This window comes from Deinococcus aerophilus (assembly GCF_014647075.1).
Classification (GTDB): Bacteria; Deinococcota; Deinococci; order Deinococcales; family Deinococcaceae; genus Deinococcus; species Deinococcus aerophilus.
Window position 1 is genome coordinate 1 of record NZ_BMOM01000001.1, and the last position, 23555, is coordinate 23555.

The 23555-nt window shown below is 69.1% G+C and carries 21 protein-coding genes; 11 read left to right on the forward strand and 10 right to left on the reverse strand.

The annotated features are described in order from the left end of the window. The first annotated feature begins 159 nt into the window (after positions 1-159). On the forward strand, positions 160-4164 hold the full coding sequence (gene dnaE, locus IEY21_RS00005; protein WP_188900050.1) for a DNA polymerase III subunit alpha: 4005 nt from the start codon (positions 160-162) through the stop codon (positions 4162-4164). A gap of 106 nt (positions 4165-4270) precedes the next feature. Here the strand turns inward: dnaE and IEY21_RS00010 are convergent, their stop codons facing one another. Both IEY21_RS00010 and IEY21_RS00015 read right to left on the reverse strand, forming a co-directional pair. After that, positions 4271-4447 (reverse strand): hypothetical protein, encoded by a 177-nt coding sequence (locus tag IEY21_RS00010; RefSeq protein ID WP_188900053.1) that lies wholly within the window; start codon positions 4445-4447, stop codon positions 4271-4273. Positions 4448-4485: 38 nt separating this feature from the next. Further along, positions 4486-4995 carry a GNAT family N-acetyltransferase gene (locus IEY21_RS00015; RefSeq protein ID WP_188900055.1) on the reverse strand — a complete coding sequence of 170 codons (510 nt, stop codon included), beginning with the start codon at positions 4993-4995 and terminating at the stop codon, positions 4486-4488. Positions 4996-5192: 197 nt separating this feature from the next. Here IEY21_RS00015 and IEY21_RS00020 point away from each other — a divergent pair, with 197 nt between their 5' ends. Together IEY21_RS00020 and IEY21_RS00025 are read left to right on the forward strand one after the other, a co-directional pair. Beyond that, complete coding sequence (locus tag IEY21_RS00020) at positions 5193-6224, forward strand: tRNA dihydrouridine synthase (protein WP_188900057.1); 1032 nt, start codon at positions 5193-5195, stop codon at positions 6222-6224. Beyond that, positions 6221-6787 (forward strand): DinB family protein, encoded by a 567-nt coding sequence (locus tag IEY21_RS00025; RefSeq protein WP_188900059.1) that lies wholly within the window; start codon positions 6221-6223, stop codon positions 6785-6787. Before IEY21_RS00020 ends, IEY21_RS00025 begins: the two co-directional genes overlap by 4 nt. 80 nt (positions 6788-6867) lie before the next feature. Here the strand turns inward: IEY21_RS00025 and rocF are convergent, their stop codons facing one another. Both rocF and IEY21_RS00035 read right to left on the reverse strand, forming a co-directional pair. Beyond that, entirely contained in the window at positions 6868-7767 is a 900-nt protein-coding gene (gene rocF, locus IEY21_RS00030) for an arginase (protein ID WP_188900061.1), read from the reverse strand. A gap of 114 nt (positions 7768-7881) precedes the next feature. After that, the gene (locus tag IEY21_RS00035) at positions 7882-8424 is read right to left on the reverse strand and encodes a GNAT family N-acetyltransferase (protein ID WP_229752710.1); all 543 of its coding nucleotides are present in this window, start codon (positions 8422-8424) and stop codon (positions 7882-7884) included. 116 nt (positions 8425-8540) lie between these two features. Between IEY21_RS00035 and IEY21_RS00040 the strand changes: the two genes are divergently transcribed. Continuing rightward, the gene (locus IEY21_RS00040; RefSeq protein WP_229752711.1) at positions 8541-9188 is read left to right on the forward strand and encodes a metallophosphoesterase family protein; all 648 of its coding nucleotides are present in this window, start codon (positions 8541-8543) and stop codon (positions 9186-9188) included. Positions 9189-9484: 296 nt separating this feature from the next. Further along, positions 9485-9937: a pyrophosphohydrolase domain-containing protein gene (locus tag IEY21_RS00045; RefSeq protein WP_188900063.1), complete on the forward strand. Its 453-nt coding sequence runs from the start codon at positions 9485-9487 to the stop codon at positions 9935-9937. Here the strand turns inward: IEY21_RS00045 and hisD are convergent. Genes hisD through IEY21_RS00060 form a run of 3 tightly spaced genes read right to left on the reverse strand, consistent with a single transcriptional unit; the run spans position 9934 to position 13142 of the window. After that, a complete protein-coding gene (gene hisD / locus IEY21_RS00050; RefSeq protein WP_188900065.1) occupies positions 9934-11271 on the reverse strand; it encodes a histidinol dehydrogenase in 1338 nt (445 codons plus the stop codon). The two genes, IEY21_RS00045 and hisD, sit on opposite strands and share 4 nt — an antisense overlap. Before the next feature lie 51 nt (positions 11272-11322). After that, complete coding sequence (locus IEY21_RS00055; RefSeq protein ID WP_229752712.1) at positions 11323-11916, reverse strand: hypothetical protein; 594 nt, start codon at positions 11914-11916, stop codon at positions 11323-11325. 50 nt (positions 11917-11966) lie between these two features. Continuing rightward, positions 11967-13142 carry a phosphopentomutase gene (locus tag IEY21_RS00060; RefSeq protein ID WP_188900067.1) on the reverse strand — a complete coding sequence of 392 codons (1176 nt, stop codon included), beginning with the start codon at positions 13140-13142 and terminating at the stop codon, positions 11967-11969. Between the two features lie 157 nt (positions 13143-13299). On the opposite strand from IEY21_RS00060, the gene lptB reads away from it, so the two are divergent. The 4 genes from lptB to IEY21_RS00080 all read left to right on the forward strand — a co-directional run bounded on the left by lptB (position 13300) and on the right by IEY21_RS00080 (position 17597). Then, positions 13300-14049, forward strand: a complete 750-nt coding sequence (gene lptB, locus IEY21_RS00065; protein ID WP_188900590.1) for an LPS export ABC transporter ATP-binding protein — start codon at positions 13300-13302, stop codon at positions 14047-14049. 19 nt (positions 14050-14068) lie between these two features. Then, positions 14069-15862, forward strand: coding sequence for a DUF3084 domain-containing protein (locus IEY21_RS00070; RefSeq protein ID WP_188900069.1), 1794 nt, complete (start codon positions 14069-14071; stop codon positions 15860-15862). An 80-nt stretch (positions 15863-15942) separates the two neighbouring features. After that, positions 15943-17145: an ABC transporter substrate-binding protein gene (locus IEY21_RS00075; protein WP_229752713.1), complete on the forward strand. Its 1203-nt coding sequence runs from the start codon at positions 15943-15945 to the stop codon at positions 17143-17145. 14 nt (positions 17146-17159) lie between these two features. Beyond that, a complete protein-coding gene (locus IEY21_RS00080) occupies positions 17160-17597 on the forward strand; it encodes a hypothetical protein (RefSeq protein ID WP_188900071.1) in 438 nt (145 codons plus the stop codon). Positions 17598-17629: 32 nt separating this feature from the next. Here IEY21_RS00080 and IEY21_RS00085 read toward each other — a convergent pair whose 3' ends face one another. The 3 genes from IEY21_RS00085 to IEY21_RS00095 form a co-directional block, all read right to left on the reverse strand. Continuing rightward, positions 17630-18289 (reverse strand): potassium channel family protein, encoded by a 660-nt coding sequence (locus tag IEY21_RS00085; protein WP_188900073.1) that lies wholly within the window; start codon positions 18287-18289, stop codon positions 17630-17632. 78 nt (positions 18290-18367) lie between these two features. Next, the gene (locus IEY21_RS00090; RefSeq protein WP_188900075.1) at positions 18368-19741 is read right to left on the reverse strand and encodes a TrkH family potassium uptake protein; all 1374 of its coding nucleotides are present in this window, start codon (positions 19739-19741) and stop codon (positions 18368-18370) included. 99 nt (positions 19742-19840) lie between these two features. Continuing rightward, a complete protein-coding gene (locus tag IEY21_RS00095; RefSeq protein WP_188900077.1) occupies positions 19841-21250 on the reverse strand; it encodes a TrkH family potassium uptake protein in 1410 nt (469 codons plus the stop codon). Positions 21251-21392: 142 nt separating this feature from the next. Between IEY21_RS00095 and IEY21_RS00100 the strand changes: the two genes are divergently transcribed. Then, positions 21393-22475 carry a methyltransferase domain-containing protein gene (locus tag IEY21_RS00100; protein WP_188900079.1) on the forward strand — a complete coding sequence of 361 codons (1083 nt, stop codon included), beginning with the start codon at positions 21393-21395 and terminating at the stop codon, positions 22473-22475. A gap of 19 nt (positions 22476-22494) precedes the next feature. Continuing rightward, on the forward strand, positions 22495-23508 hold the full coding sequence (locus IEY21_RS00105; protein ID WP_188900081.1) for a Gfo/Idh/MocA family protein: 1014 nt from the start codon (positions 22495-22497) through the stop codon (positions 23506-23508). Positions 23509-23555 lie beyond the last annotated feature (47 nt).

Genomic DNA, 23555 nt, shown 5'->3' on the forward strand with positions numbered 1-23555 from the left:
TCAGAACCATACGTCTGAGAGGCCATTCCTCATGGTATTTGCTCGCCCAGAGAGGCGTGAAATTCCAAAACGGGCTCTAGCCCTGAACAGATGGGCGGCCAAGCAGCGTCAAGGCCTGGAGTCACGGACAGCGGGCGCGGGGCGACCTATGCTCTGGGCATGACCGTGCCCGCCGATTCTGCTCCCCATATCCACCTTCCGGACGGCTCGTGCTGCGCGCCGGAAAAGAGCTACAGCGGACGCTTTGCACACCTGCACCAGCACACCCAGTACTCGCTGCTGGACGGCGCGGCCAAACTCAAGGACCTGCTCAAGTGGGTGAAAGAGGTCACGCCCGAGGGCCAGGACGCCGCGTGCGCCATGACCGACCACGGCAACATGCACGGCGCGGTGCACTTCTACAACTACGCACAGGCGGCGCAGGTCAAGCCGATTCTGGGCTACGAGGCGTATGTGGTGCCGGGCATGGGCACGCGGCGCGACAAGAAACCGGGTGTGAGCGGCGAGAAGGGCATCTTTCACCTCACGCTGCTGGCCCGCGACTTCGAGGGTTACCAGAACCTGTGCCGCCTGAGCAGCCGGGGCTACACCGAGGGCTACTACTACAAGCCGCGCATTGACCACGAACTGCTGCAGGAGCACCACAAGGGCATCATCGCCTTTTCCGGGTGCCTGGGCAGCGAGGTGCAGCAGCTGCTGCTGCAGGGCCGGGAGGACGAGGCCAGGCAGAGACTGATGTGGTACCGCGACCTGTTCGGCGAGAACTACTACATCGAGATTCAGGACCACGGCCTGCCCGAGCAGCGCAGGAACAACCCGATTCTGAAGGCCTGGGCACAGGAACTCGGCATCGGCATGGTGGCGACGAACGACGGCCACTACGTCAAGAAGTCCGATGCCACCGCCCACGAAACCCTGCTCGCGATTCAGACCAAGGCCACCCTGGCCGACGAGAACCGCTTCAAGTTTCCGTGCGACGAGTTCTACGTCAAGGACCTCGACGAGATGCACCGCGCCCTGCCTGTGGCCGAATGGGGCGAGGAAGTCTTCGACAACACTGCCCGGATTGCCGACCTGTGCAATGTGGACCTGCCGGTGGGCAAGAAGCGCGTGTACCAGATGCCCGCGCTGCCCATTCCCGAGGGCCGGACCATGGCCGAGGAACTGCGGGTGCAGACCTACGCCGGGAGCCTCAAGCGCTACCCGCACCACGTCACCGAGGCGTTGCTGCGCGAGTACGCGGTGCGGAGCCTCGCGGCGCTGGAGCCGGAAGAGCGTGAGCGGGTGCTGACGCGCACCCACGGCTGCGACGCCCGCACCTGCGACCAGGACACGCTGCTGACCCTGGTGGCCTTTTTAGGCAGCGAGTGGGAGGCGCGCGGCAAGGCGGCGGGGGAGAAGTACACGCCGTACCCGGCGCTGGAAGTCATGGAAGCCGAGGCCGGCAGCGGTCCCCTGCCCAGCTACGCCTGCACCGACTGGCAGCGCAGCAGGGGCGAGGCCAGCGACACGGCCATCCAGCTTGATCCCGGCAGCGAGGAGGAAAGCACCTGCCGCGCCCACCATACCCACGCCCTGGTTCTGCTGCGCCGCGCCGAGTACGAGTTGAGCGTCATCAACAACATGGGCTTTCCCGACTACTTCCTGATCGTGGCCGATTACATCAACTGGGCCAAGGACCAGGACATCAGCGTGGGGCCGGGGCGCGGTTCGGGCGCAGGGTCGCTGGTGGCCTACGCCATGCGCATCACCAACCTCGACCCGCTGGAGTTCGAGCTGCTGTTCGAGCGCTTCCTGAACCCCGACCGCATCTCCATGCCCGACTTCGACATCGACTTCAACGACGCCCGGCGCATCGAGGTCATCCAGTACGTGCAGGACAAGTACGGCGAGGACAAGGTGGCCCAGATCGCCACCTTCGGGACCATGGCGAGCAAGGCGTGCCTGAAGGACGTGGCCCGCGTGATGGGCCTGGAATACGCCAAGGTGGACAAGGTCAGCAAGCTGATTCCCATCAAGTTCGGCAAGAGCTTCTCGCTGGAGCAGGCCCGCGGCGCCGTGCCGGACATCCAGCAGATGCTCGCCGAGGACGCGCAACTGCTCGAGGCCTACGAGTTCGCGCAGAAACTCGAGGGCCTGACCCGTCACGCCTCGGTCCACGCGGCGGGGGTGGTGATCGGCAAGACGCAGCTCACCGACCTCGTGCCGGTGATGCGCGACACGTCCGGCATGGGCATGGTCTGCCAGTACGACATGAAGGCCGTCGAGGACATCGGCCTGATCAAGATGGACTTCCTGGGGCTGCGTACCCTGTCGTTCCTGGACGAGGCCCGGCGCATCATGCGCGAGTCGCGCGGCATCGAGATCGACTTCGACGCCATTCCCTTCGACGACGCCCGGACCTACGAGCTGATGAGCCGGGGCGACACCAAGGGCGTGTTCCAGCTGGAAGGAGCCGGGATCGCCGACGCCTCGCGCCGCCTCAAGCCGCGCCGGCTGGCCGACATCATCGCGCTCTCGGCGCTGTACCGCCCCGGCCCGATGGAGAACATCCCCACCTACGTGCGCCGCCACCACGGCATCGAGGAAGTGGACTACGTGCGTGACGGCTTTCCGCACAGCGCGCAGTACCTGGAAAAGATCCTGGCCGAGACCTACGGCATTCCGGTGTACCAGGAACAGATCATGCAGATCGCTTCCGAGGTCGCGGGTTTCTCGCTGGGCGGGGCCGACCTGCTGCGCCGCGCGATGGGCAAGAAGGACGCCGAGGAGATGAAGCGCCAGCGCCAGATCTTCGTGACCGGGGCCGAGGGCAACGGCGTTCCCAAGGACGAGGGCAACCGCCTGTTCGACCTGCTGGACGCCTTTGCCAACTACGGCTTCAACAAGTCGCACTCGGCGGCCTACGGGGTCATCACGTACCAGACCGCGTGGCTCAAGGCGAACTACCCGGTGGAGTTCATGGCCGCGCTGCTCACGGTGGAGCGCAAGGACAGCGACAAGGTGGCCGAGTACATCAGTGACGCCCGCAAGATGGACGTGCGGGTGCTGCCGCCGGACATCAACCGCTCGGCTCCGGACTTCGCGGTGGCGGGGCAGGAAATCCTGTTCGGGATGTACGCCATCAAGGGCCTGGGCGAGGGCGCGGTGCAGCGCATTCTGGAGGAGCGCGAGCGCGGCGGGCGTTTCAAGTCGTTTGCCGACTTCTGCTCACGGGTGGACAACAAGACCTGCAACCGCAAGGCCCTGGAAAGCCTGATCAAGAGCGGTGCCTTCGACGCCTTTGGCGAGCGCCGCCAGCTGCTCGACAGCCTGGAAGAGACGCTGGCCTGGGCGCAGGGAGCCGCCTCCATGATCAGCAGCGGCATGGACGCCCTGTTCGGCCTGGAAGAAACCGCCCCCGAGCCGCCGCTGAAATCCTCTTTCACCCCCCTGACCGATCTGGAACGCCTGAGCATCGAGAAGGACGCCCTGGGTCTGTACATCTCCGGTCACCCGCTGGAGCAGCACGAGGGCCTGCGCGAGGCGGCCAGTTGCCGCATCAGCGATCTGGACACGTGGTTCCAGACCCAGAACGTCGCTCCCGGCAAGCGCATCAAGGCGGTGCTCGCGGGCATGGTGGAAAGCGTGGTCAAGAAACCCACCAAGTCGGGCGGCATGATGGCCCGCTTCATCCTGGCCGACGAGTCCGGGCAGACCGAGCTGGTGGCCTTTTCCCGCGCCTACGACCGCATTCAGGACAAGCTGGTGAACGACACGCCCGCGCTGGTGATCGTGGAGCTGGAATCCGAGGACGGCGGCCTGCGCGCCATTGCCGAGGAACTCGTGAGCATCGAGCAGCTCTCGGAGGTGCCCAAGGTCATGTACGTCAACATCGATCTGGAAACCGCCAGCCCCGACGCCGTGGGCGAGTTTCAGAGCGTGCTGGATGAACACGCAGGCAGCATGCCCACCTACCTGCGCCTGGAAACGCCCGAGCAGTTCGTGGTGTATCAGCTGGACCACGGCATGGGCAGCCCCGACGCGATCCGGGTGCTGAACAGCACCTTTCCGTGGATTGAGGCGTACCTAGCCTACGACCAGCAGACCATCCTGGGCCGCTTTGCGCCCAAGCCGCCCGCGTGGATGAACCGGCAGAACGGGGGCGGGGGGATGCGGGCGTGAGGTTGTCCAGCCGGACTGCGTTCTGATCGGAATGAGAAAGGTCGGCTCGTGTGCTTCCGGAGGACACCAGAGGGACACACCAGCCGACCCGCGTTACAGAACCCGTTTACCCGCAGTGGAGGGGATGGAGATTTCCCATCCCGCCCACCAGCTCCGTCTTGCTGTGGCCCCGGCGGCGGCTCTGGGGGTGCTCGCGGGTGTCCTCCAGCACGTCCTCTAGCACAGTGACGCCGTGGGCGCCCAGCGTGTCCAGAAGGGCGTGCAGCTCAGCGTTCTCGGTCAAATAGTCCACAGGGTGGGCGCGGCGGCCGGGTCCACCGCTCAGTCGCTCGCCACACTCACGTTCAGGACCGGATCGGGGTCGTGCAGGCGGGTGTGGACCGGTTTGGCATACCAGGACATGACCGGGCGGGCGTCCACCGTGAAGGCAAAGCCCAGGCGTTCCCAGAAGCGGGCGCCGCGTGGGTTGTCGCCCAGCACGCTGGCGAGGACGCGCCGGATGCCCGGCGGCAGGCGGCCTTCCAGATGCCGCATGGCGGCCTCGCCCAGGCGCTGCGACTGGCGATCTTCGCGGATCAGCAGCAGGTTGATGGTCAGGTCGCCTTCCTGCGGGTAGTCAAGTTTGTAGTCCAGGCTGCCCACCAGCTGCCCGTCATGGTCATGGAGCAGTTCCAGACGCCGGCGCGGGTCAAGCAGGGCGATCTCCACGTCCCGCTCGACCTCTTTCAGGGACGGAACGCGGGTGCCCAGCAGGGCGAAATAGCCTGGAGCGGCGGTGTAGAGCGTATGAAGCAGCGGCGCGTGGTGGAGCGCCAGCGGCGTGGCATTCAAGATGAAGCCTCCCCCATCCAGCAGGACCGGAAAAGAGTGAAAGTAGCGCAGTAACGTCCAGAGAGGATCATCACTGTGGTGTGCTGGACTGCTTTAAAGCATACCCCGTGAAGCGCAAGAAGGGTACGCATGGTGCGTGGACGGCGTTTGAGACGGTCTTCACGCAATGGCGGGGGGGGGTGAGGTACCCTGAGACCATGAGCAACCGCCCCACCCCCAGTTCCTTTTATGCGGCCCGGCTGACCCGTCCGGGAGCGGTGCTGGCGCCCATGGCGGGTTACAGCGACGCTCCCATGCGCCAGCTGGCCTCCGAGCACGGCGCGCTGTGGACCGTTAGCGAGATGATCAGCGCCCGCGGGCTGGTGATGGGTGGAGACACCGAACGCCTGAACCTGGGCCGGCCGTATCCCGGCGAGGCGGGGCGCGTGGTGCAGCTGTTCGGCGCCGAGCCGGAAGTTCTGGCCGAGGCGGTGGGCCGGGCCGAGGCGTGGTTTGCTCCGGCGGCCCTCGACCTGAACATGGGCTGCCCGGTGCCCAAGGTGCGCGGCAAGGGGGGAGCGTGCCTGCTGCAGACGCCGGAGGTGGCCTTCACCCTGATCCGCGCGATGCGCTCGGCCACCTCACTGGACGTGAGCGCCAAGATCCGCCTGGGCTGGGACAGTGACCGCAGTGTGGAGGTCGCGCAGGGGCTGGCCGCGGCGGGCGCGGCGCTGATCACCGTACACGGGCGCACCAGCCGCCAGCGCTACACCGGCGAGGCCGACTGGGACGCGATTGCCCGCGTCGCCGCGAGCGTGGACGTGCCGGTGGTGGGCAGCGGGGACATCCTCAGCGCCGATCATGCCCGCGTGCGGCAGCGCAGCGGGGTGGCCGCCGTGATGATCGGGCGCGGCGCGGTGGGCAATCCCTGGATCTTCCGGGCGCTGTCCACCGGCGACGACACAGCGCCGGATCTGGATACCCGCGCCCACACCGCGCTGCGCCACGCCGAACTCCAGACCCGCTTTTATAACGATGACAGCGGTCGCCTGACCCTGCGGCCACTGCGCAAGGTGCTGCCCAGGTACCTGCCCGACCGCCCCGAACTGCACGCCGATCTGGTACAGGTGGTCGACCTGGACGACGTGCGGCGGGCACTGGCCCCGGTGCTGGGCGGGCTGCCCGGCGCGGCGAACGCAACCTGGGCCCCGGGGGCGGCGCCCGGGGAGTATGCTGGGAATCACTCATGAACGTTCGCGAGTTCTACACTTACCTGTCTGCGGCGCGCGAGCAATTGTGGAACTACCTGCGTGCCCTGCCCACTGCCGACCTCAACCGGGACCTGATCGAGACGGGCGACCGTTTTCACAACATCAAGGACCTGCTGCTGCACACCATTGATTTTGAGGACCACTGGGTGCATTCCATCGCGCGCGGCGACAGCGTGCACAGAGCGGGGCACTTTCAGCACGACTGGGTCAAGCCCCAGGCCGAACAGTACGACCTGAGCTGGATCATCGACTATGGCCGCGAGGTAGGCGCGCGCACCATGACCTTCCTGGAGGGAGAGCCGGACCTAGAGCGCAGCATCCGGTTGGTGCAGGATGATCCGGGCAGCGACGTGGTGACTCTGGATCAGCTGATGTGGAACGTCATGACCCACGAGGTACGCCACACCGCCCAGATTGCCCTGCTGGTGCGGCAGCTGGGCCACACGCCCCCCTGGCTGGACTACATGCGTTTTGCGCGCCCGCACGTCATCCCCGAGCCGGTGCGCGCCGAAGACGACCTCGACGTTGACCTGGAGGACTGAACCGGGGACTGAGCCGGTGAACCGAACCGGCAGCTTGAGCGGGGTGCCGGCCCCCGGCGCCCCGCCCGCACTTCACGGTTCTACAGGATGCGCTGGCCCAGCAGGCTGGCGGCCATGCCCACCATCACCTCGGCCGTCTGGTTGTGCAGGTCGAGCACCGGGTTGACCTCCACGATGTCCATGCTCGTCACGCGCCCGGACTCGCTCAGCAGTTCCATCAGGAGGTGGCCCTCACGGTAGGTCAGGCCGCCGGGAACAGGCGTGCCGACACCCGGGCACACACTGGGGTCCAGGGCGTCGGCGTCGAAGGAAACGTGCAGGCGCGTTACGCCTGACAGACGTTCCAGGGTTTCCTCGACGATGCGGGTAATGCCCATCTGGTCCACCTCTTTCATGGTGTAGGCCTGGATGCCGGCCTCGCGCAGCAGATCGCGCTCGTGGCGGTCCACGCTGCGGATGCCGATCATCACGATGTCCTCGGGGCGCAGCTGCCACGGACCGCCCAGGCCGCTGAGGCGGGCGTCGCCCAGGCCGGTCAGGTGGGCAACCGGCATGCCGTGGATGTTGCCGCTGGGGCTGCTGCGGGGCGTGTTGTAGTCGGTGTGGGCGTCCACCCAGATCAGGCCGGTCCGCTCGCCCGCCGGGTTGCCGCGCAGGGCGTTGCCGGTCACGGTTCCCATCGCCACGCTGTGGTCGCCCCCCAGGGTCAGGGGAAAGGTGTCGGCGGGCAGTTCGGCCACCCGCCCAACGGTGCTGCGGCAGGCGTCCAGAATGGGTTCCAGAAAGACCAGTCCGGCTTCCTCGTGCTTGTCCAGCGTCTCGGGCAGCGCGACACCGATGTCGCCCAGATCGTGGACCTCGTGGCCCAGTTCTCGCAGGCGGGTCGCGAGATGGGCGTTGCGCAGGGCCGAGGGCCCCATATCCACGCCGCGCCGTCCCGCGCCCAGATCCATCGGAATTCCCAGAATAGAAACGTTCATGCCTGCAGCTTAGGGGCTGCCACGGCTTATGCCTTACGGCTGCAACATTATTTTTCCGGAAGTGCGGTGGCGCGCACGTCGGCGGGCCAGCGGTGAATATTCATGCTCCCTGGCCTAAGGCTGGTACGCCCACTGCGTCAGTTCGCCGTCCTCCTCGTCCCAGCCCGTGCCGGTCCGCACGAAGCCCAGCTTTTCCAGCACGCGCTCGCTGGCGCGGTTGTGCAGGGCGGTCTGGGCGGTCACGGTCTGCACGTCGGGCCGGGCGTGCAGCCAGGCCACCAACGCCCTCACCGCCTCGGTGGCGAGGCCCTGGCCCCAGGCTGATGGGTTCATGCCGTAACCGATTTCCAGCGCCCCCGCCGCGTCCGGCTGGCCCTTGCTGCCCAGCTGTCCCACGGCCCGGCCCGTTCCCGGGCGCTGGGGGTCGCGCTGCACCGCCACAAAGGAGCCGGGCTTTTCCCCGTTGGAATCCACACGGGTCAGGTACAGCGGAAAGATCGGCAGCGGGTCGCCGGGCCACTGGGCCGGAAAGAAGACCTGCAGCGGTCCCTGCGGCGTGTCGCAGGTCAGCTCGAAATCGGTGCCTTCCAGGCGGGCCACGATCATGGCGCGGGTCAGGGGCAGCAGGAGTAAACGTGGCGTAAAGAGGACGGACACGGCGTCAGGGTAGGCTGCGGGTTCACGGCCTGTCGTCGGCCAGATGACTTATGGCCGGCGCCACCTCTGGCCCGTTGCGCGGCCTCCGGGCCTAGACTGGGCCCACGTTCCCCGACATGACTGATCCCATCCCCGCTTCCCCTTCCGTGCCCGCGCTGGGCAAACGGCTGATGCTGCTGGCGGACTACGTGCATCCCTTCGTGTACCGCTCGGGCTTTCCGAAGGGGGTGCCCGACGTGGACGCCGTGCTGGCCGCCGGGGACATTCCAGGGTATTACCTGGAGTTCCTGGCGACCAAGCTCACGGTGCCGATTCTTTACGTGCATGGCAACCACGAGAACGAGTCGGTGAACGAGGGCGACGGCCGCATTCCGCCGCGCGGCGTGATTCCGGTTCATGGCCGTGTGGTTCAGGAGGCGGGGCTGAGGGTCGCGGGCTGGGGCGGCGTGCCGCGCTACCGTCAGGACGGCCACGGGCAGTACAGCTCCTCGGAGGCGCGCTGGGGTCTGGGTAAGCTGGCGTGGCGGGCGCGCAGGGGGGTGGACGTGCTGCTCACCCACGCTCCGCCGGTCGGCCCGCACGCGGGCAGTGACTACGCCCACCGGGGTTGCCCGGAACTCAACCGCTTTATGGTCCGCCGCCGTCCGGCGCTGGTGGTCCACGGACACATTCATGAATACGAGGGCCGCAAGCTCGAATACACCGACGAGGCTTCCGGCGCGCGGGTGGTCAACGCCTACGGCTACCGGATCGTCGAACTGTAAGCGGGCACGCCAGATGGCTTAAGGTTTGCTGTGTACCTGGCAGACGCGCTGCTGACGCGCCCGCGCCATACTTTCGCATGGCCCTGGAAGCGCCGGATTCCGCTGTGTACGGACGGTGCCAACGGTCAGGGGAAAGACGCCCACCCCTCTATCAAACGGGCGCGCGAGCGGGCCGGCAGGCCACCGGAGGGTTCAAGTCCCCCCACCCGCCCCAACACCACCATGCAGGGCCGGGAACGCCATGTTCCCGGTCTTTTTTCTGGATTCCTTCCCAGGCGCCCGTTATGGTGCGCGGCATGACGACCGACCCGGCCACCGACGCACCCGGAACCAACGCTGAGCGCCTGCGCGAGTTTCACCGCGCCATCGGCCTGCAGGTGCCGGCGCATCCCGCCGTTCCCGCGCCGGACGTGCTCGCCCTGCGCCGCACCCTGATCGAGGAGGAGTTCGCGGAGGTGCAGGCCGAATTCGGAGCGCTCGCCGCCCGCCTGCAGGCCGGAGAGCTGGCCGGAGGCACCGATCTGGCCCCGCTGGCCCACGAACTCGCCGACCTGCTGTACGTGACGTACGGAGCCTTCGTGACCCTGGGCATTGATGTCGACGCGGTCTTTGCAGAGGTGCACCGCGCCAACATGCACAAGGTGAGCGGTCCCCGGCGCGCCGACGGCAAGCAGCTCAAGCCGGAGGGCTGGCAGCCCGCGGACGTGCGGGGGATATTGGAGGGCAGGACAGGAGCGAGCGGGAGTTAGTCCGTGGTCCCGCCGCCGGTGTCGCCGGTCAGCCGACCCTCGATGGCCCGTGCGTGCGCCTCCAGGCCCTCGGCGCGGGCGAGCTGTGCCCCGGCGGGACCAATGCGGCGCAGCGTCTCGCGGTTTACCCCCACCACGCTGATGATGTTCTGAAAGTCGCGCACATTGACCGGGCTGGCAAAGCGCGCGGTGCCCCCGGTAGGCATCACGTGACTGGGGCCGGCCACGTAGTCGCCCAGCGCCTCCATGCTGTCCTCGCCTATGAACACGCCGCCCGCACGCTGCACGCGGCCCAGCAGGCTCCACGGATCGCGGGTGAGCAGGCACAGGTGTTCGGGGGCGTACAGATTGGCGAGGTCCAGCGCCTCATCCAGCGAGGCGGCGAGCACCACCTTCATGCGGCTCGTCACGCTGTCGCGTGCCCAGCCGCGGTTGGGTTCGGGCAGCGCCTCAAGCTGTCCGTTCAGCTCGGCCTGCACGGCGACGAGCAGCCCACGGCTCGTCGAGACAAGCACCGGCTCGGCCCCCAGGTGTTCGGCCTGGGCCAGCAGATCGGCGGCGACGAAGCGGGGGTCGGCGCTGTCGTCAGCCAGAACCAGCGTCTCGGTGGGGCCGGGCAGGCTCTCGATGCCGGTGACGCCGTACACCAGCCGCTTGGCAATCACCACGAACAGGTTGCCCGGCCCGGCGATCTTGTCCACCCCCGCGATGCTGGCGGTGCCGTAGGCGAGCGCGCCGATGGCCTGCGCCCCGCCGACCCGGTAGACCTCGCTGAGGCCCAGTTCGCGCGCCGCGACCAGAATGGCCGGATGAATGCCGCCGTCCTTGCCGGGGGGGGTGGCCACCACGATCTCAGGCACGCCCGCCACCTGGGCGGGCACCGCCGTGTGGATCAGGGTGCTGATCAGCGGCGCAAGCCCGCCGGGCACGTACACTCCCACCCGGCCCAGCGGCCGGACGAGCTGCCCCAGCGCCCCGTCGGGGCCGTGGTTCAGGAAACCGTGGGCGGGCTGCTGTTCGTAGAAGGCCCGCACCCGGGAGATGGCGAGGCGCACGGCGGCGTGCAGTTCCGGCTCGATGTGCGCCGCCGCGAGGTCCTGTGCGCTGATCCGCAGGGCGTCCGGGCGCACTCCGTCAAGGCGCTCGGTCCAGTCGCGCACGGCGTCGTCGCCACGTTCGCGCACGTCGGCGAGAATGCGCTCGACGACCTGCTGTGGGGTCAGGCGCTCGCCGAAGGTGCTCTCGATGCGGGCGAGCACGCTCTCGGGCACCGGCAGGTCGTTGAAGCTGCGCGTCAGGGCGCGGCGGGCAGAGGGTCCTTCAAGCACTTGCATGACCGTCCCAGGAAAGCACACCTGCGGCCTGAGGGGGCGTAGGGAGGACTGCTAACTCCGGGCGCGGCGGCGGCGCTCGTTGCCTGCGCGCGGCGCGGCAGCCTGCAGGTTGGCCTCCACCGGCCCGAAGTCGGTGGGCTGGATCAGGCGCAGCAGGCGGTGGGGAGCGGCGCGCTCCACGTACACGTAGGCGTTGCCGGGTCGCAGGTAGTAGCCCAGGGCGGCTGTTCCCGCGATCTGGTCTTCCGGCAGCCGCTGGATCAGCACGCGCCCGCCGGTGAGGTGGGCCTGGAGGCGCTCGGGGCCGCCGCGCGCGACCTGGGCCCGCAGCCACAGCAGCAGCCCCACCGGATCATGGTGGTCGGTGGTCAGGGCCGAGCGGCTCTCGTCCTTGCCCTGTCTCAGGGTAACCATGCCGCTGGAGCGGTCAAAGGTGGTCTCGAAGGCGGCGCGGCCCCGCCCGTCCCCCTCGGCGTAGCTCACGCTGGTCAGGTCGTGCGGATGCAGGCGGCTGGTCTGCACCCGCCGCAGGTCCGGCAGCACGCCGCCGAAATCGGTCTGCACGCGCGCCACCACCACGCCGCGCTCGGGCGTCACGCTCCAGGCCTGTTCCCCGGCGTAGCGCCCGCCCAGGGTCAGGGTCATGGAGAAGGCCTCGGGCGCGGTGTAAAGCCGGCCCGCGCCCCCGTCCGGGGTCAGCGCAGCGCGGTCCAGAATCCCTCACCCGGCCCTGTCCACGCCACACCCAGCGCCTCGGCCACGGTGGCCCCGATGTCCGCGAAGGTGGCGCGCTCGCCCAGGTCCACGCTGCCGATGCCCGGAGCGTAGGCGAGCAGCAGGCCGTACTCGCGGGTGTGGTCGGTGCCGTGCCAGGTGGGGTCGTTGCCGTGATCGCTGGTGATGATCAGTGCTCCGCCCTGCGGCACGCTGTCCAGCAGCCCGGGCAGGGCGGCGTCGAACTCGGCCAGCGCGGCGCTGTAGCCGGCCGGGTCGCGGCGGTGCCCGAACTTGGAGTCGAAGTCCACGAGGTTGGTGAAGATCAGGCCCGAGGTGCCCTCGGCGGCGGCCTCCCGCATGCGCGCCACCGTTTTCTGAATGCCGTCGGCGTTGCTGTCGGTGTGGATCTCCTCGGTAAAGCCCTGGTGCGCGAAGATGTCGGGGATCTTGCCGATGCCGATCACCGCCTGCCCGCTGGCCTTCACGGCGTCGAGCACGGTGGGGGGCGGCGTCAGCGAGAAGTCCCTGCGGTGCTCGTTGGCGCGCTCGAAGGGCCACTCGCCCCGGAAGGGCCGGGCGATCACGCGGGCCACGGCATACTCGCCCTGCAGCAGCTCACGCGCGGCCTCGCACCAGCGGTACAGCGTTTCCAGGGGCACCACGTCCTCGTGCGCGGCAATCTGGAACACGCTGTCACCGCTGGTGTACACGATGGGATCGCCGGTCTTCAGGTGCTCGCGGCCGTAGTCGCGGATCACCTCGGTGCCGCTGTACGGCCGGTTGCACAGGTGGCCGTGTCCGGTCGCGGCGTCGAAGGGGTCCATCACGGCGGGCGGAAAGCCCTCGGGGAAGATCTGGAAGGCGTGTTCGAGCTGCACCCCCATGAATTCCCAGTGCCCGGTGGAGGTGTCCTTGCCGGGGCTGACCTCGCGCAGCCGTCCGTAGCCGCCCTGCGCCTCCACGCCAGGTACGGTACCGGGGCCCGTCTGGACCGTGGGAACGTGGGCCAGTCCCAGTCGGGCGAGGTGGGGGAGGAGCACCGGGGCGGCCTCCAGCGTGTGGTTGAGGGTGTGGGACCCCACGTCCCCGAACTGCTCGGCGTCCGGCAGCGCGCCCACTCCCACGGAATCCAGCACGATGATGGTGAGTAACATGCCCGCAGTTTAGGCCCCCTCCGGGGGAGGCGGGCGGAATCGGAATTTGCTCACGGGCCCCTGTGGGCGCGCGTGGTACGCTGCCCAGGTGACTGCGCCCGCCCCCCGATCCGTCCCCGCCTCGGCCCAGACGCTTGTTTCCGGGGAACCGGAAGGGGTGTCCGCCGGGGCCCAGGCGGCGCGTCCGGTCCTGACGGCCACCGGCCTGAGCAAGACCTACGGGCGGCGTCAGGTGGTGCGCGACGTGAACTTCACGGTGCATCCCGGCGAGATCGTGGCGCTGTTCGGCCCCAACGGAGCGGGCAAGACCACCACCTTCTACATGCTCGTGGGGTTCATCCGCCCCGGCGGCGGCCAGATCACGCTGGGCGAGCGCGACGTGACCCGGCTGCCCATGCACCAGCGCGCCCGGCTGGGCCTGGGCTACCTGCCGCAGGAACCCAGCGCCTTTCGCAAGCTCAGCGCCCGCGACAACCTGCTCGCCATCCTGGAATACCAGCACCTGTCCCGCGCCGAGCAGGAGGCCCGCGCCGACGCGCTGCTCGCCGAGTTCGGCCTGACCCACCTTGCGGGCAGCGCCGCGTATCAGCTTTCGGGCGGGGAACGCCGCCGTCTGGAGCTGGCCCGCGCCCTGACCACCGACCCAGATTATCTGCTGCTGGACGAGCCGTTTACCGGCGTGGACCCCAAGAGCATCCGCGAGATCCAGCGCCTGATCCGCGAACTGCGCGACCGCCGCGGCATCGGCGTGTTCATCACCGACCACAACGTGCGCGAGACCATCGCCCTGACCGACCGCGTGTATCTGATGTTCGACGGCCAGGTGAAGTTTGAGGGCACGCCGCAGGAGTTTGCGCGCGATGAGCACGCCCGCAACGACTACCTCGGCGACGATTTCGAGCTGTAGGGCGAAGGGGAGCTGAGGCGTGCTGTGGCTCTTTCTGCCCTTTGTGGTCGTGCTGTCCGGCGTGGTGGCCTACGCCGCGGACACCATCGCCCGCAAGGCGGGGCGCAAGCACATCCGCTGGTTCGGCCTGCGGCCCAAGACGACGGCCCTTCTGGTGGCGATCCTGTCGGGCATGGGCATCAGCGCGGCCAGCCTGGCGGCCTTTCTGGTGCTCAACCGCAGCGCCGTGTCCACCATTGCGGCGGCCGATCAGCTGCGTCCCCAGATCGAGTCGCTGCGGCGCGAGGTCGGGGTGGCCCAGGGCGACCTGCGGGCCGCGCAGCGCGAGCGCGATCAGGCGCAGAAGGAGGCCGCGCGGCTGGGCGAACTGCAGGCCCGCGCCCAGCGTGACCTGCAGACCACCCGCGCCGACCTGAACGCCACCCGCGCCGCCGAGGAGAAGCTGCGCCAGGACACGGCCGCGCTGCAGCGTCAGGTCGAGGAACAGACCACGACCCTGCAGGCCCTCAAGGACCGCGCCGCCGAGAACCGCGCCAAGCTCCAGCAGTCCGAGGAGGCCCTGAAGGCCAGCCAGGACCGCGCGCAGGTTCTGGACTCGCAGGTGCTTGACCTCAAGACCCGCATCGCGTTCTCGGAACAGGAAACCCAGGCGGCCCAGGAGCGTGCCCAGGCGGCCCAGACCGGGGCCGAGGCTGCGCAGGCCCGGGCCGAGGCCGCCCAGCAGGTCGCCGCCGCCGAGCAGGCCCAGGCCCAGGCGGTCCAGACCGAGGCGCGCCGCCAGCAGCAGGCGGCGCAGGCCCAGGCCGCCGCCGCGCGCAAGCAGGCGACCGAGGCGCGGGCCCAGGCGGCGGCGGCGGCGGCGCAGGTCAAGACCCTCAAGGCCCAGGCCACCGCCCTGGAGCAGTCGCGCGATCAGGCGGCCCAGGCGCTGGCGGCCGCCCAGCAGCAGCAGCGCGCCGCCCAGAAGGCCCTGGATACCCTCACGGCCGAACGCGACCGCCTGGGCGCGGAGCGCGACCGCGTGGCCCGGGAGCGCGACGCCGCCGCCAGCGACCGGGACCGAGCGCGCCGGGACCTGGGCGCGCTGCAGCAGCAGGGCCAGCAGCTGCGGACCAGCAACACGAACCTGAAGGCCAGCAACGAGGCGCTGGCCCGTGACCTCGCCGCCGCCCGCAGCAGCCTGGGCCAGCTGCAAGACGAGTACAGCTCCAGCCGCGCCGAACTCAGCGCGAGCCGCAACATTGATCTGGCCTACCCCAAGAACGAGCTGGTCTACGCCGCCGTGGTGCCGGGGGTCCGCAACCTCGACAAGTTTCTGCAAGACGCCTCCGGGGCGGCCCAGACCCGCGGCGCCAGGGGAACGGCGGGAGCGCCCAGCGCCCGCCTGAGTGCGCCCGCCCGCAGCGTGCTGGAGAACAAGCTGCGCGGTCTGAACGCCAGCACCTTCGTGCAGTGCCGCGCGGCCCAGAACGCGGCGGTAGGCTTTCCGGTGGACCTGAGCTGCGAGGCCCGGCCCAACACCGTGCTGTACCGCTCGGGCGAGGTGATCCGGCGCGTCAGCATCAACCTGGGGGCCGATCCGCAGACCATCCAGAACCAGATTCTGGATCTGGTCAAGGACGCCGTCACCGACATCACCACGCGCGGGGTGCCCAGCGAGTACATCCTGAACAAGGGGCTGGACGTGGGCGAGTTCCTGACCCTGCTCACCCGGCTGAATGCCCGCGACGGAGCCACGGCGGTGGTGGGCGTGGCCGCGCGGAGCGACGTGAAGCCCAGCGTCCGGGTGGATCTGTACCCCGTGTTGCCGTGACGGCGGCGCCCCGAACGCATCAGCCCCGGACGGTCAAGGCCGTTCAAGCCGGCGTCAGCTTCAGCCGCTAGACTCCGCGCGTGCGCCTCCTGCCTGCTCTGGCCCTGTCTGCCCTGCTGCTCACGCCCGCTGCCCAGGCCGCGCCGCTGCGCCTGGAGTTCTGGCACGCCATGACCGGCGTGCAGGACACCGTGGCGGGATATGCCCGGGACTTCAACGCCTCACAGAGCGCCTACGAAATCGTGCCGGTGGCGCAGGGCAACTACCGCGAACTGCAGCCCCGGCTGGAGGCGGCCATCCGGGCGGGCAAGCCCCCCGCGCTGGCCCAGGTGGAGTTCACGCAGTTTCCGGATCTGGTGGCCGGGGGGCAGCTGATGGACCTGAGCCGCGCCGAGGCCGAGCTGCCCGAGGCCCTGAAGAACGACTTTTACCCGGCGGTGTGGCGCTCGGGGCAGCAGGCCGGCAAGACCTACGGCCTGCCGTGGAACGTCAGCGTGCCGGTATTGATGTACAACGCCGGAGCCCTGAAGAAGGCCGGGGTGGCGGTGCCGGGCACCTGGAGTGCGCTGGAGGCGGCCAGCGGGCAGCTGGTGGGCGGGGGCCGCCGGCCGCTGGTCGCGCTGGCCGACGGCTGGACCTTCGAGGCCAACGTGCTCTCGCGCGGGGGCGCGCTGGTCAGCGGCAATCAGCCGGCCCTCAACAGCCCCGAGGCGGTCGAGGCGCTGACCCAGCTTGCACGCATGAGCGCCGCGAAGTCGGCCCAGCCGCGCGGCCTGGGGGAGGCCACCCGCGCCGCCTTCGACTTCGCGCGCGGGCAGAACGTCTTCGCCCTGGCGAGCGTGGCCAACTGGACCGACGCGCGCCGGCTGCCGTTTTTTCAGCTGGGCATCGCGCCGTTTCCCTGTGAGAAGGCCGGGGCCTGCACGGTGCCGCTGGGCGGCGCGACCCTGACCGTGCCGCGCGGCAACGGCGCGGGCGCGCAGGCGGGGGCGCTGGCCTTCTGGCAGTACCTGATGGACCCGGCCCGCCTGGCCGGCTGGGTGCAGGCCACCGCCTACGCGCCGCCGCGCCGCGCCGTGACGCCGCTGCTGGAGGGTTGGTATGCCAAAAATCCTCAGCTGCGCGCCGCGCACGCCCAGCTGGGCCGCGCCGTGCCGCGCCCGGCGGTGCCCGGGTACGAGGGCTGGTCCCGGCTGCTCGAAGACGCGATCACTGCCGCCACCAGCGGCCGGCAAAGTGCCCGGGCCGCGCTCGACGACGCTCAGCGCAAGGCGCTGAGATAGAGGTAGGGGCCGCCATGACCGTCTTCTATCTGCTGCTCACGCTGGCCTTCGCCGGGGTCCTCGGCGCGCTGCTGTGGCGCCCGGGCGCGGCCCGCGCCACCGTGGTGTGGGGGCTGGCGGGGCTGCTGCCGCTGCTCGCGGCCCTCACGAGCGCGGTGGGGGCCCAGAACCAGGCCGCCCGCGTGCTGGGCACGTACCAGCCGCGCGCGGTCGGGGTGGTAATCACCAACGGCGTCCACACCCAGGGTGTGGTCCTCGACCCGCAGGATGCCGCGTGTGTGGAGCGGGCCCTGCGCCTGCGCTCGAAGGCCACGCTGATGACCCCCGCCGGTCCGGTTCCCCTGAACAGCGCCACCCGCGTCACCGGCCAGCTGCCCCCCCAGGCCGCCGTCGAGGCGCTGACCGTGCGCGGCGAGCTGAACTGCCCCCACCTCAGGGCGACCCGGGAGTAGGCGGGGCCCCCGCCAGCCCCTGTTGCTGGCTCCTATTCCCCCAGGTAGCGCCGCAGCTCGTCAATGTTGTGGCTGGTGCCGATCAGGACCAGCTTGTCGTGTGGGCGCAGCTCGTCCTCGGCCCGGGGGGTCACCTCGATCTTGCCCGCACGGCTGATCGCGATGATCTGCACGCCGAAACGTCCGGTGAGGTTCAGGTCACGCAGGGTGCCCTTGAGGCGCTCGTTGGCCTCGATCTCCACGATGGCGTGGTCGCCGCCGAGGTCCAGCGTGTCCACGATGTTGGGGGTGGCGATCTGTCGGGCCAGCCGCACCCCCATATCGTGTTCGGGCCGGATCACCAGATCGGCCCCGATGCGCTCGAGGACCCGGCGGGCCATCTCGTCCACGGCCTTGGTGACCACGTAGCTCGCGCCCAGGCTCTTGGCATTCATGGTCGCCAGGATGTTGGCCTGCACGTCGGTGCCGATGGCGACCACCACCACGTCGAAGTCGCCCACGCCGATGGCCCGCAGCGCCCGCTCCTCGCTGGCGTCCACGATGGCCGCGTGGGTCACCAGATTCATTACCCGTTCCACGTTTTCCTCGTTGTGGTCAATCGCCACAACCTCATGGCCCATCTCGTACAGGGTGGTGGCCACCGCCGTTCCAAAACGGCCCAGGCCAATCACGAGACATTGTTTGGTCTTCATTCTCAGTTCCTTTGGGCGGTTGTCCGGCCGCCGTCTGCAGCGGATGGCTGTGGTCCGCGCCGTGCCTTCCGCGCCGCTTTATCCCACCAGAATATCGCGCTCCGGCGGATACTTGACGTTGCGTTTCTGGGTGCTGCGCAGGCTGAAGGCCACCGCGAAGGTCAGCGGCCCGATGCGCCCCAGGTACATCAGGGCGGTCAGGATCAGCAGGCCGGGGTCGTTGATCAGGTGGGTGGTGTTCATGCTCAGGCCCACCGTGGCGGCGGCGCTGACGGTCTCGAACAGCAGGTGGGTAAAACCCAGCTTGGGATTGGTGGCGAGCAGCGCAAAGAAGGAGGTGGCGACGAGCAGCGTGTACAGCGTGGTGATGCTGCCGGCGCGGACGACGTTCTCGCCCTCCACCCGCCGCCGGAACACGATCAGCTCGCCGCGTCCGCGCACCATGTTCCACGCGCTGCCGACCAGGATGGCGAAGGTACTCGTCTTGATGCCGCCCCCAGTAGAGCCGCTGTTCGCTCCGATGAACATCAGCCCGATCACGGTGAAGATGGTCGCGGTGTTCATGGCCTCGATGTTGACGGTCGAAAAGCCGCCGGACCGGGGGGTCATGCTCTGGAAGAAGGCGGCCAGGAACCGGCCCGGTGTGGACAGCGCCCCCAACGTGCGGCTGTTGTTCCACTCCAGCGCCAGAATGATCAGCGTGCCCAGAACAAGCAGGATGGACGTGGTGAGCATGGTCAGGCGGCTGTAGACGAGCAGGCGGTTGCGCCGGGGCTGCAGCAGGTGCGACACATAGTTCAGCTGCACCAGAAAGCCCAGGCCGCCCAGAATGACCAGTGCGCTAATGGTCAGGCTGACCAGCGGATCGGCCGCGTAGGGGGTCATGCCGCCCGACAGCACCACGAAGCCGCCGTTGTTGTAGGCGCTGATGGAATGAAAGACCGCCTGGTACAGGCCCTCGCCCAGGCCGTACTGCGGAACAAAACGCAGCGAGAGCAGCACCGCGCCCACCAGTTCGGTGACGAAGGTGTAGGCCAGGATGGCCCGCAGCAGCGGCATCACCCCGCCCACGTTCAGGGCATTGAGCTGCGCGACTAGGCCCTGACGCTCGCTGAAGTTCAGCCGCCGCCCGGTCAGGAAGGCGAACAGCGTGCTGAAGGTCAGGATGCCCAGCCCGCCGATCTGAACCAGCGTGATGATGATGATCTGTCCCAGCCGCGTGAAGGCCTCGCCGGTGTCGGCAACCACCAGCCCGGTGATGCAGATGGAACTGGTGGCCGTGAACAGCAGGTCAATGCTGCTCAGGTTCGCGGCGGGCCGCTGAACCCCCGGCAGGTGCAGCAGCGCCGTGCCGATCAGGATGCCGGCCAGATACACCAGCGCCAGCAGCTGCGGCGGCGTCAGGCGCGCACTCAGCGTGCGGCGCGGCAGGGAAAGGGGGCGGGCCTTCACGGGTGCGTTCCTTTATAGCGGAAGCGGAGCGGCGGTGCGTCCGCCGGGGCGGGGAACGCGGACCCCTGCCTCCCGTGCCCGCTCACCCGACCGGCCCCTTCACCCGATCAGGATGTCGTGCTCGGCCGGATAGCGCACCAGCCTGCGCGAGTCCGGGCGGCTGAAGGCGACCGCGAAGGTGAGCGGCCCGATGCGGCCCAGGAACATCAGGAAGATCAGCACGACCTCCTGATCGGGGTTGAGCAGTGGGGTGGTGTTCATGCTCAGGCCCACCGTGGCGAAGGCGCTGACGGTCTCGAAGAACAGCTGAAGAAACAGGATGTCCTTGTTGGTGTTCAGCAGCAGCAGCAGCAAAAAGCCCAGGTTGACCAGTCCCAGGCTCAGCAGGCCCACGGTCATGGCCCGCAGGATGGTGGTGGTGTCGATGCGCCGGCGAAACAGCGTGGTGTCGCTGCGTCCGCGCACCATGCCCCACGCCGAGGCCATCATCACGTAGAAGGTATTGGTCTTGATGCCGCCGCCGGTCGAACCGGGATTGGCCCCGATAAACATCAGCAGAATGGTCATGAACAGCGTAACGAAGCCCATGGTGCTGTAGTCCAGCGTGTTGAAGCCGGCGGTGCGCGGCGTGACGCCCTGGAACCACGACGCGAGCAGCTTGTTGCCCACGGACAGCGTGCCCAGGGTGGAGGGGTTGTTCCACTCGGTCAGGGCAAAGCCCAGCGTGCCGATCAGCAGCAGCGCGCCCATCATGGTGAGCGACAGCTTGCTGTTGGCGCTCAGGCGGGCGCGGCGGCGGTCGCGCAGGTGGGCAAGCACGTTCAGCTGGACCAAAAAGCCCATGCCGCCCAGCACGATCAGCAGCGGCACGAAGATGTTGATGACCGGATTGGTCACGAAGCCGGTCAGGCCGGTGGCGTACAGGCTGAAGCCCGCGTTGTTAAAGGCGCTGACCGAATGAAACAGCGCGAAGTACAGCCCGCGTCCCAGCCCCTCGGCGGGCACGAACACGGCGCTCAGGACCACGGTGCCCGCCAGCTCCACCAGCACCGAACTCAGGACGATGGTGCGGACCAGCCGGACCACGCCGCCCAGTTCCAGGGCGCTGACCTGCTGCGCCACCTGGATGCGGTCGGTGACCCCCACACGGCGGCGCAGCGCCAGTGCGAACAGCGTGCCCAGCGTGATCAGTCCCAGGCCCCCGATCTGAATCAGCCCCAGCAGCACCACCTCGCCGAAGGTGGAGAAGGTGGTTCCCGGGTCCACCACCGCCAGACCCGTGACGCACACCGCGCTCGTTGCCATGAACAGCGCCTGTACCGGGCGCAGGGTCTGGCCCGGCTCCAGGCTGATGGGCAGCAGGAACAGCCCGGCCCCGATCAGGATCGTGACCGCAAAGGACACGGCGATCAGCTGCGGCGGGTTGAGCCGCGCGAGCCAGCGCCGGCGGATGCGGGTCCCGCCGGGCGACTCGGGGCCCCGGGGGCTGGAAGGGGGGAGCCGGGTCATGCGGCGTCCGGCGACAGGAGCGGGCCCTGTCCGGGAGCGGCGGAACTGAGCGGGGTCCGTGTCATTGCGCGGCCCGGATTGTACGCCTCTCGGAAGCCGGGGGCGGGAAACAGGGGGGCCGGGCAGGCTATACTGCCCTGCTATGCCCCGTTCCCCCCGTACAGACCGTCTGCATCCCGCCGGGAAGAGGAAATCGGGCCGTCCCAAGGTGGACCACCGCACCCGCCAGCCCGCCCACGAATATGAGCTGGAGGTGCTGCCCGGCCTGGAACACGTCGCCGAGACCGAACTCGCGGCCGTGCCGCTGGCGCGTGACCTGCGGGGCCTACGCTTCTGGTATCCCGGCGACCCCGAACGCCTCACCCGCCTGCGCTCGGCGGTGGCCGCCTACCGCGTGCGCGCCTGGGACGTGCCGCGCCCGCGCGGCCTGCTGGGACACCAGCAACTCGGCGAGCTGACCGACTTTCTGCGTGGCGTGATCGCGCAGGGCGGGCACACCTCCTTCCGGCTGGGCGCGGCGGGCAAGGAATCGGGCGTGATGCAGCGGCTCGCCGAGGAACTGCAGGCGGGTCTGAACCTGCCGCACCACCCGACCGAGGGCGAGCTGCTGATCCGCCTGCGCCCGCAGCAGGACGGCCCCGGCTGGGAGGTGCTCGCCCGGCTCACGCCCCGCCCGCTCAGCGCCCGTGCGTGGCGGGTGTGCAACCGCGAGGGTGGCCTGAACGCCACGCTGGCCTACGCGACCCACAAACTCGCCGGACAGCGTGATGTGGACCGCATCTTCAACCCCATGTGCGGCAGCGGCACCCTGATGATTGAGCGCGACCTGCTGGGACCGTCCGACGCGCTGGTGGGTGTGGACCTCGATCAGGGCGCGGTGGACTGCGCGCGCGCCAACATCCAGGCCGCCGGGCGCACCCTGGAAGTGGCCCGCATAGACGCGCTGCACACCGGCCTGCCGGCGCGTTCCTTTGACCTGATCGTGGCCGACCTGCCGTGGGGCGACGCCATCGGGACCCACGGGGGCAACGCCGCACTGTACCCGGCTTTCTTGCAGGAGATGCACCGCCTGATCAGCCGCCAGGGCCGCCTGGCCGTCATCACCCACGAGATCCGGTTGTTCGAGGGCCTGCTGCGGGACCAGACCGCGTGGGCCGCGCGTGAACTGCTGCAGGTGTACAGCGGCGGCCACCACCCCAAGGTGTATCTGCTGAACAGGCGCTGAGGCACGGTACCCTGCCCCCATGTCAGACAACGGGCAGGCGGCGGGACTGCGGTGGGGACTGCTGGGGGCGGCGCGCATTGCGCGGGCACTGATTCCGGCCATCCGGGCCAGTGGGGGCGAGGTCACGGCGCTGGGCGTGCGCGATCCGGCCTCGGTGCGGGCCCAGGCCTTCGCCGAGGAATGGGGAGTGCCGCTGCTCGGCGGCTATGACGCGGTGCTCGCGGCCGATGTGGACGCGGTCTACAACCCGCTGCCCAACGACCTGCACCGCCCGTGGACCCTGGCGGCGCTGCGGGCGGGCAAGCACGCCCTGACCGAGAAGCCGCTGACGCTGAACGCCGCCGAGGCGCAGGAGCTTGCGGACGCGGCGCAGGAGACGAACCGGGTGCTGCTGGAAGCCTTCGCGTACCGCTTTCATCCGCACATCACCCGTCTGCGTCAGATCGTGCGTGGCGGTGACCTGGGAGAAGTCCGGGCGGTGCACGCGGCCTTCGGTTTCGCGATGGACAATCCCGACGACTTCCGCTGGGACCCGGCCAGAGGCGGCGGCGCCCTGTACGACGTGGGCACCTATCCGGTCAATCTGATCCGGCTGTTGCTGGGCGAACCGCGCTCTGCCGTGGCCCGCGCCCGCTGGACGCCCGGTGGGATAGACATAGGACTGAGCGGCGTTCTGGAATACGGCGGGACCCTGGCCAGCCTGGACTGTGCCTTCGACTGGGGCAGCCCCTCCACGCAGCGTCTGACCGTGGTGGGTACGCACGCAACCCTGGATGTGGACGGGGTCTTCAGCAGCAACATGCAGGTGCCTGTCATCTTCAGGATCACGGACGCCGGGGGCGCACGCACCGAGGAATTTGCGCCCTTCAACGCCTACACCGCGATGGTCGGGCACTTTCAGCGGGTGGTGCGCGGCGAGGAGGCCGCCCTGTTTCCTCCCGGGGACAGCGTGAGGCACGCGCGGGTGATGGACGCGCTGTTTGAATCGGCACGCACGGGACAGCGGGCCGACATCGGGGAGCGGGGCCTGTAAAGGGCAGCCGGCAGCCGGCCACAGGTTCCGGGTTCTGGAGATGGGGC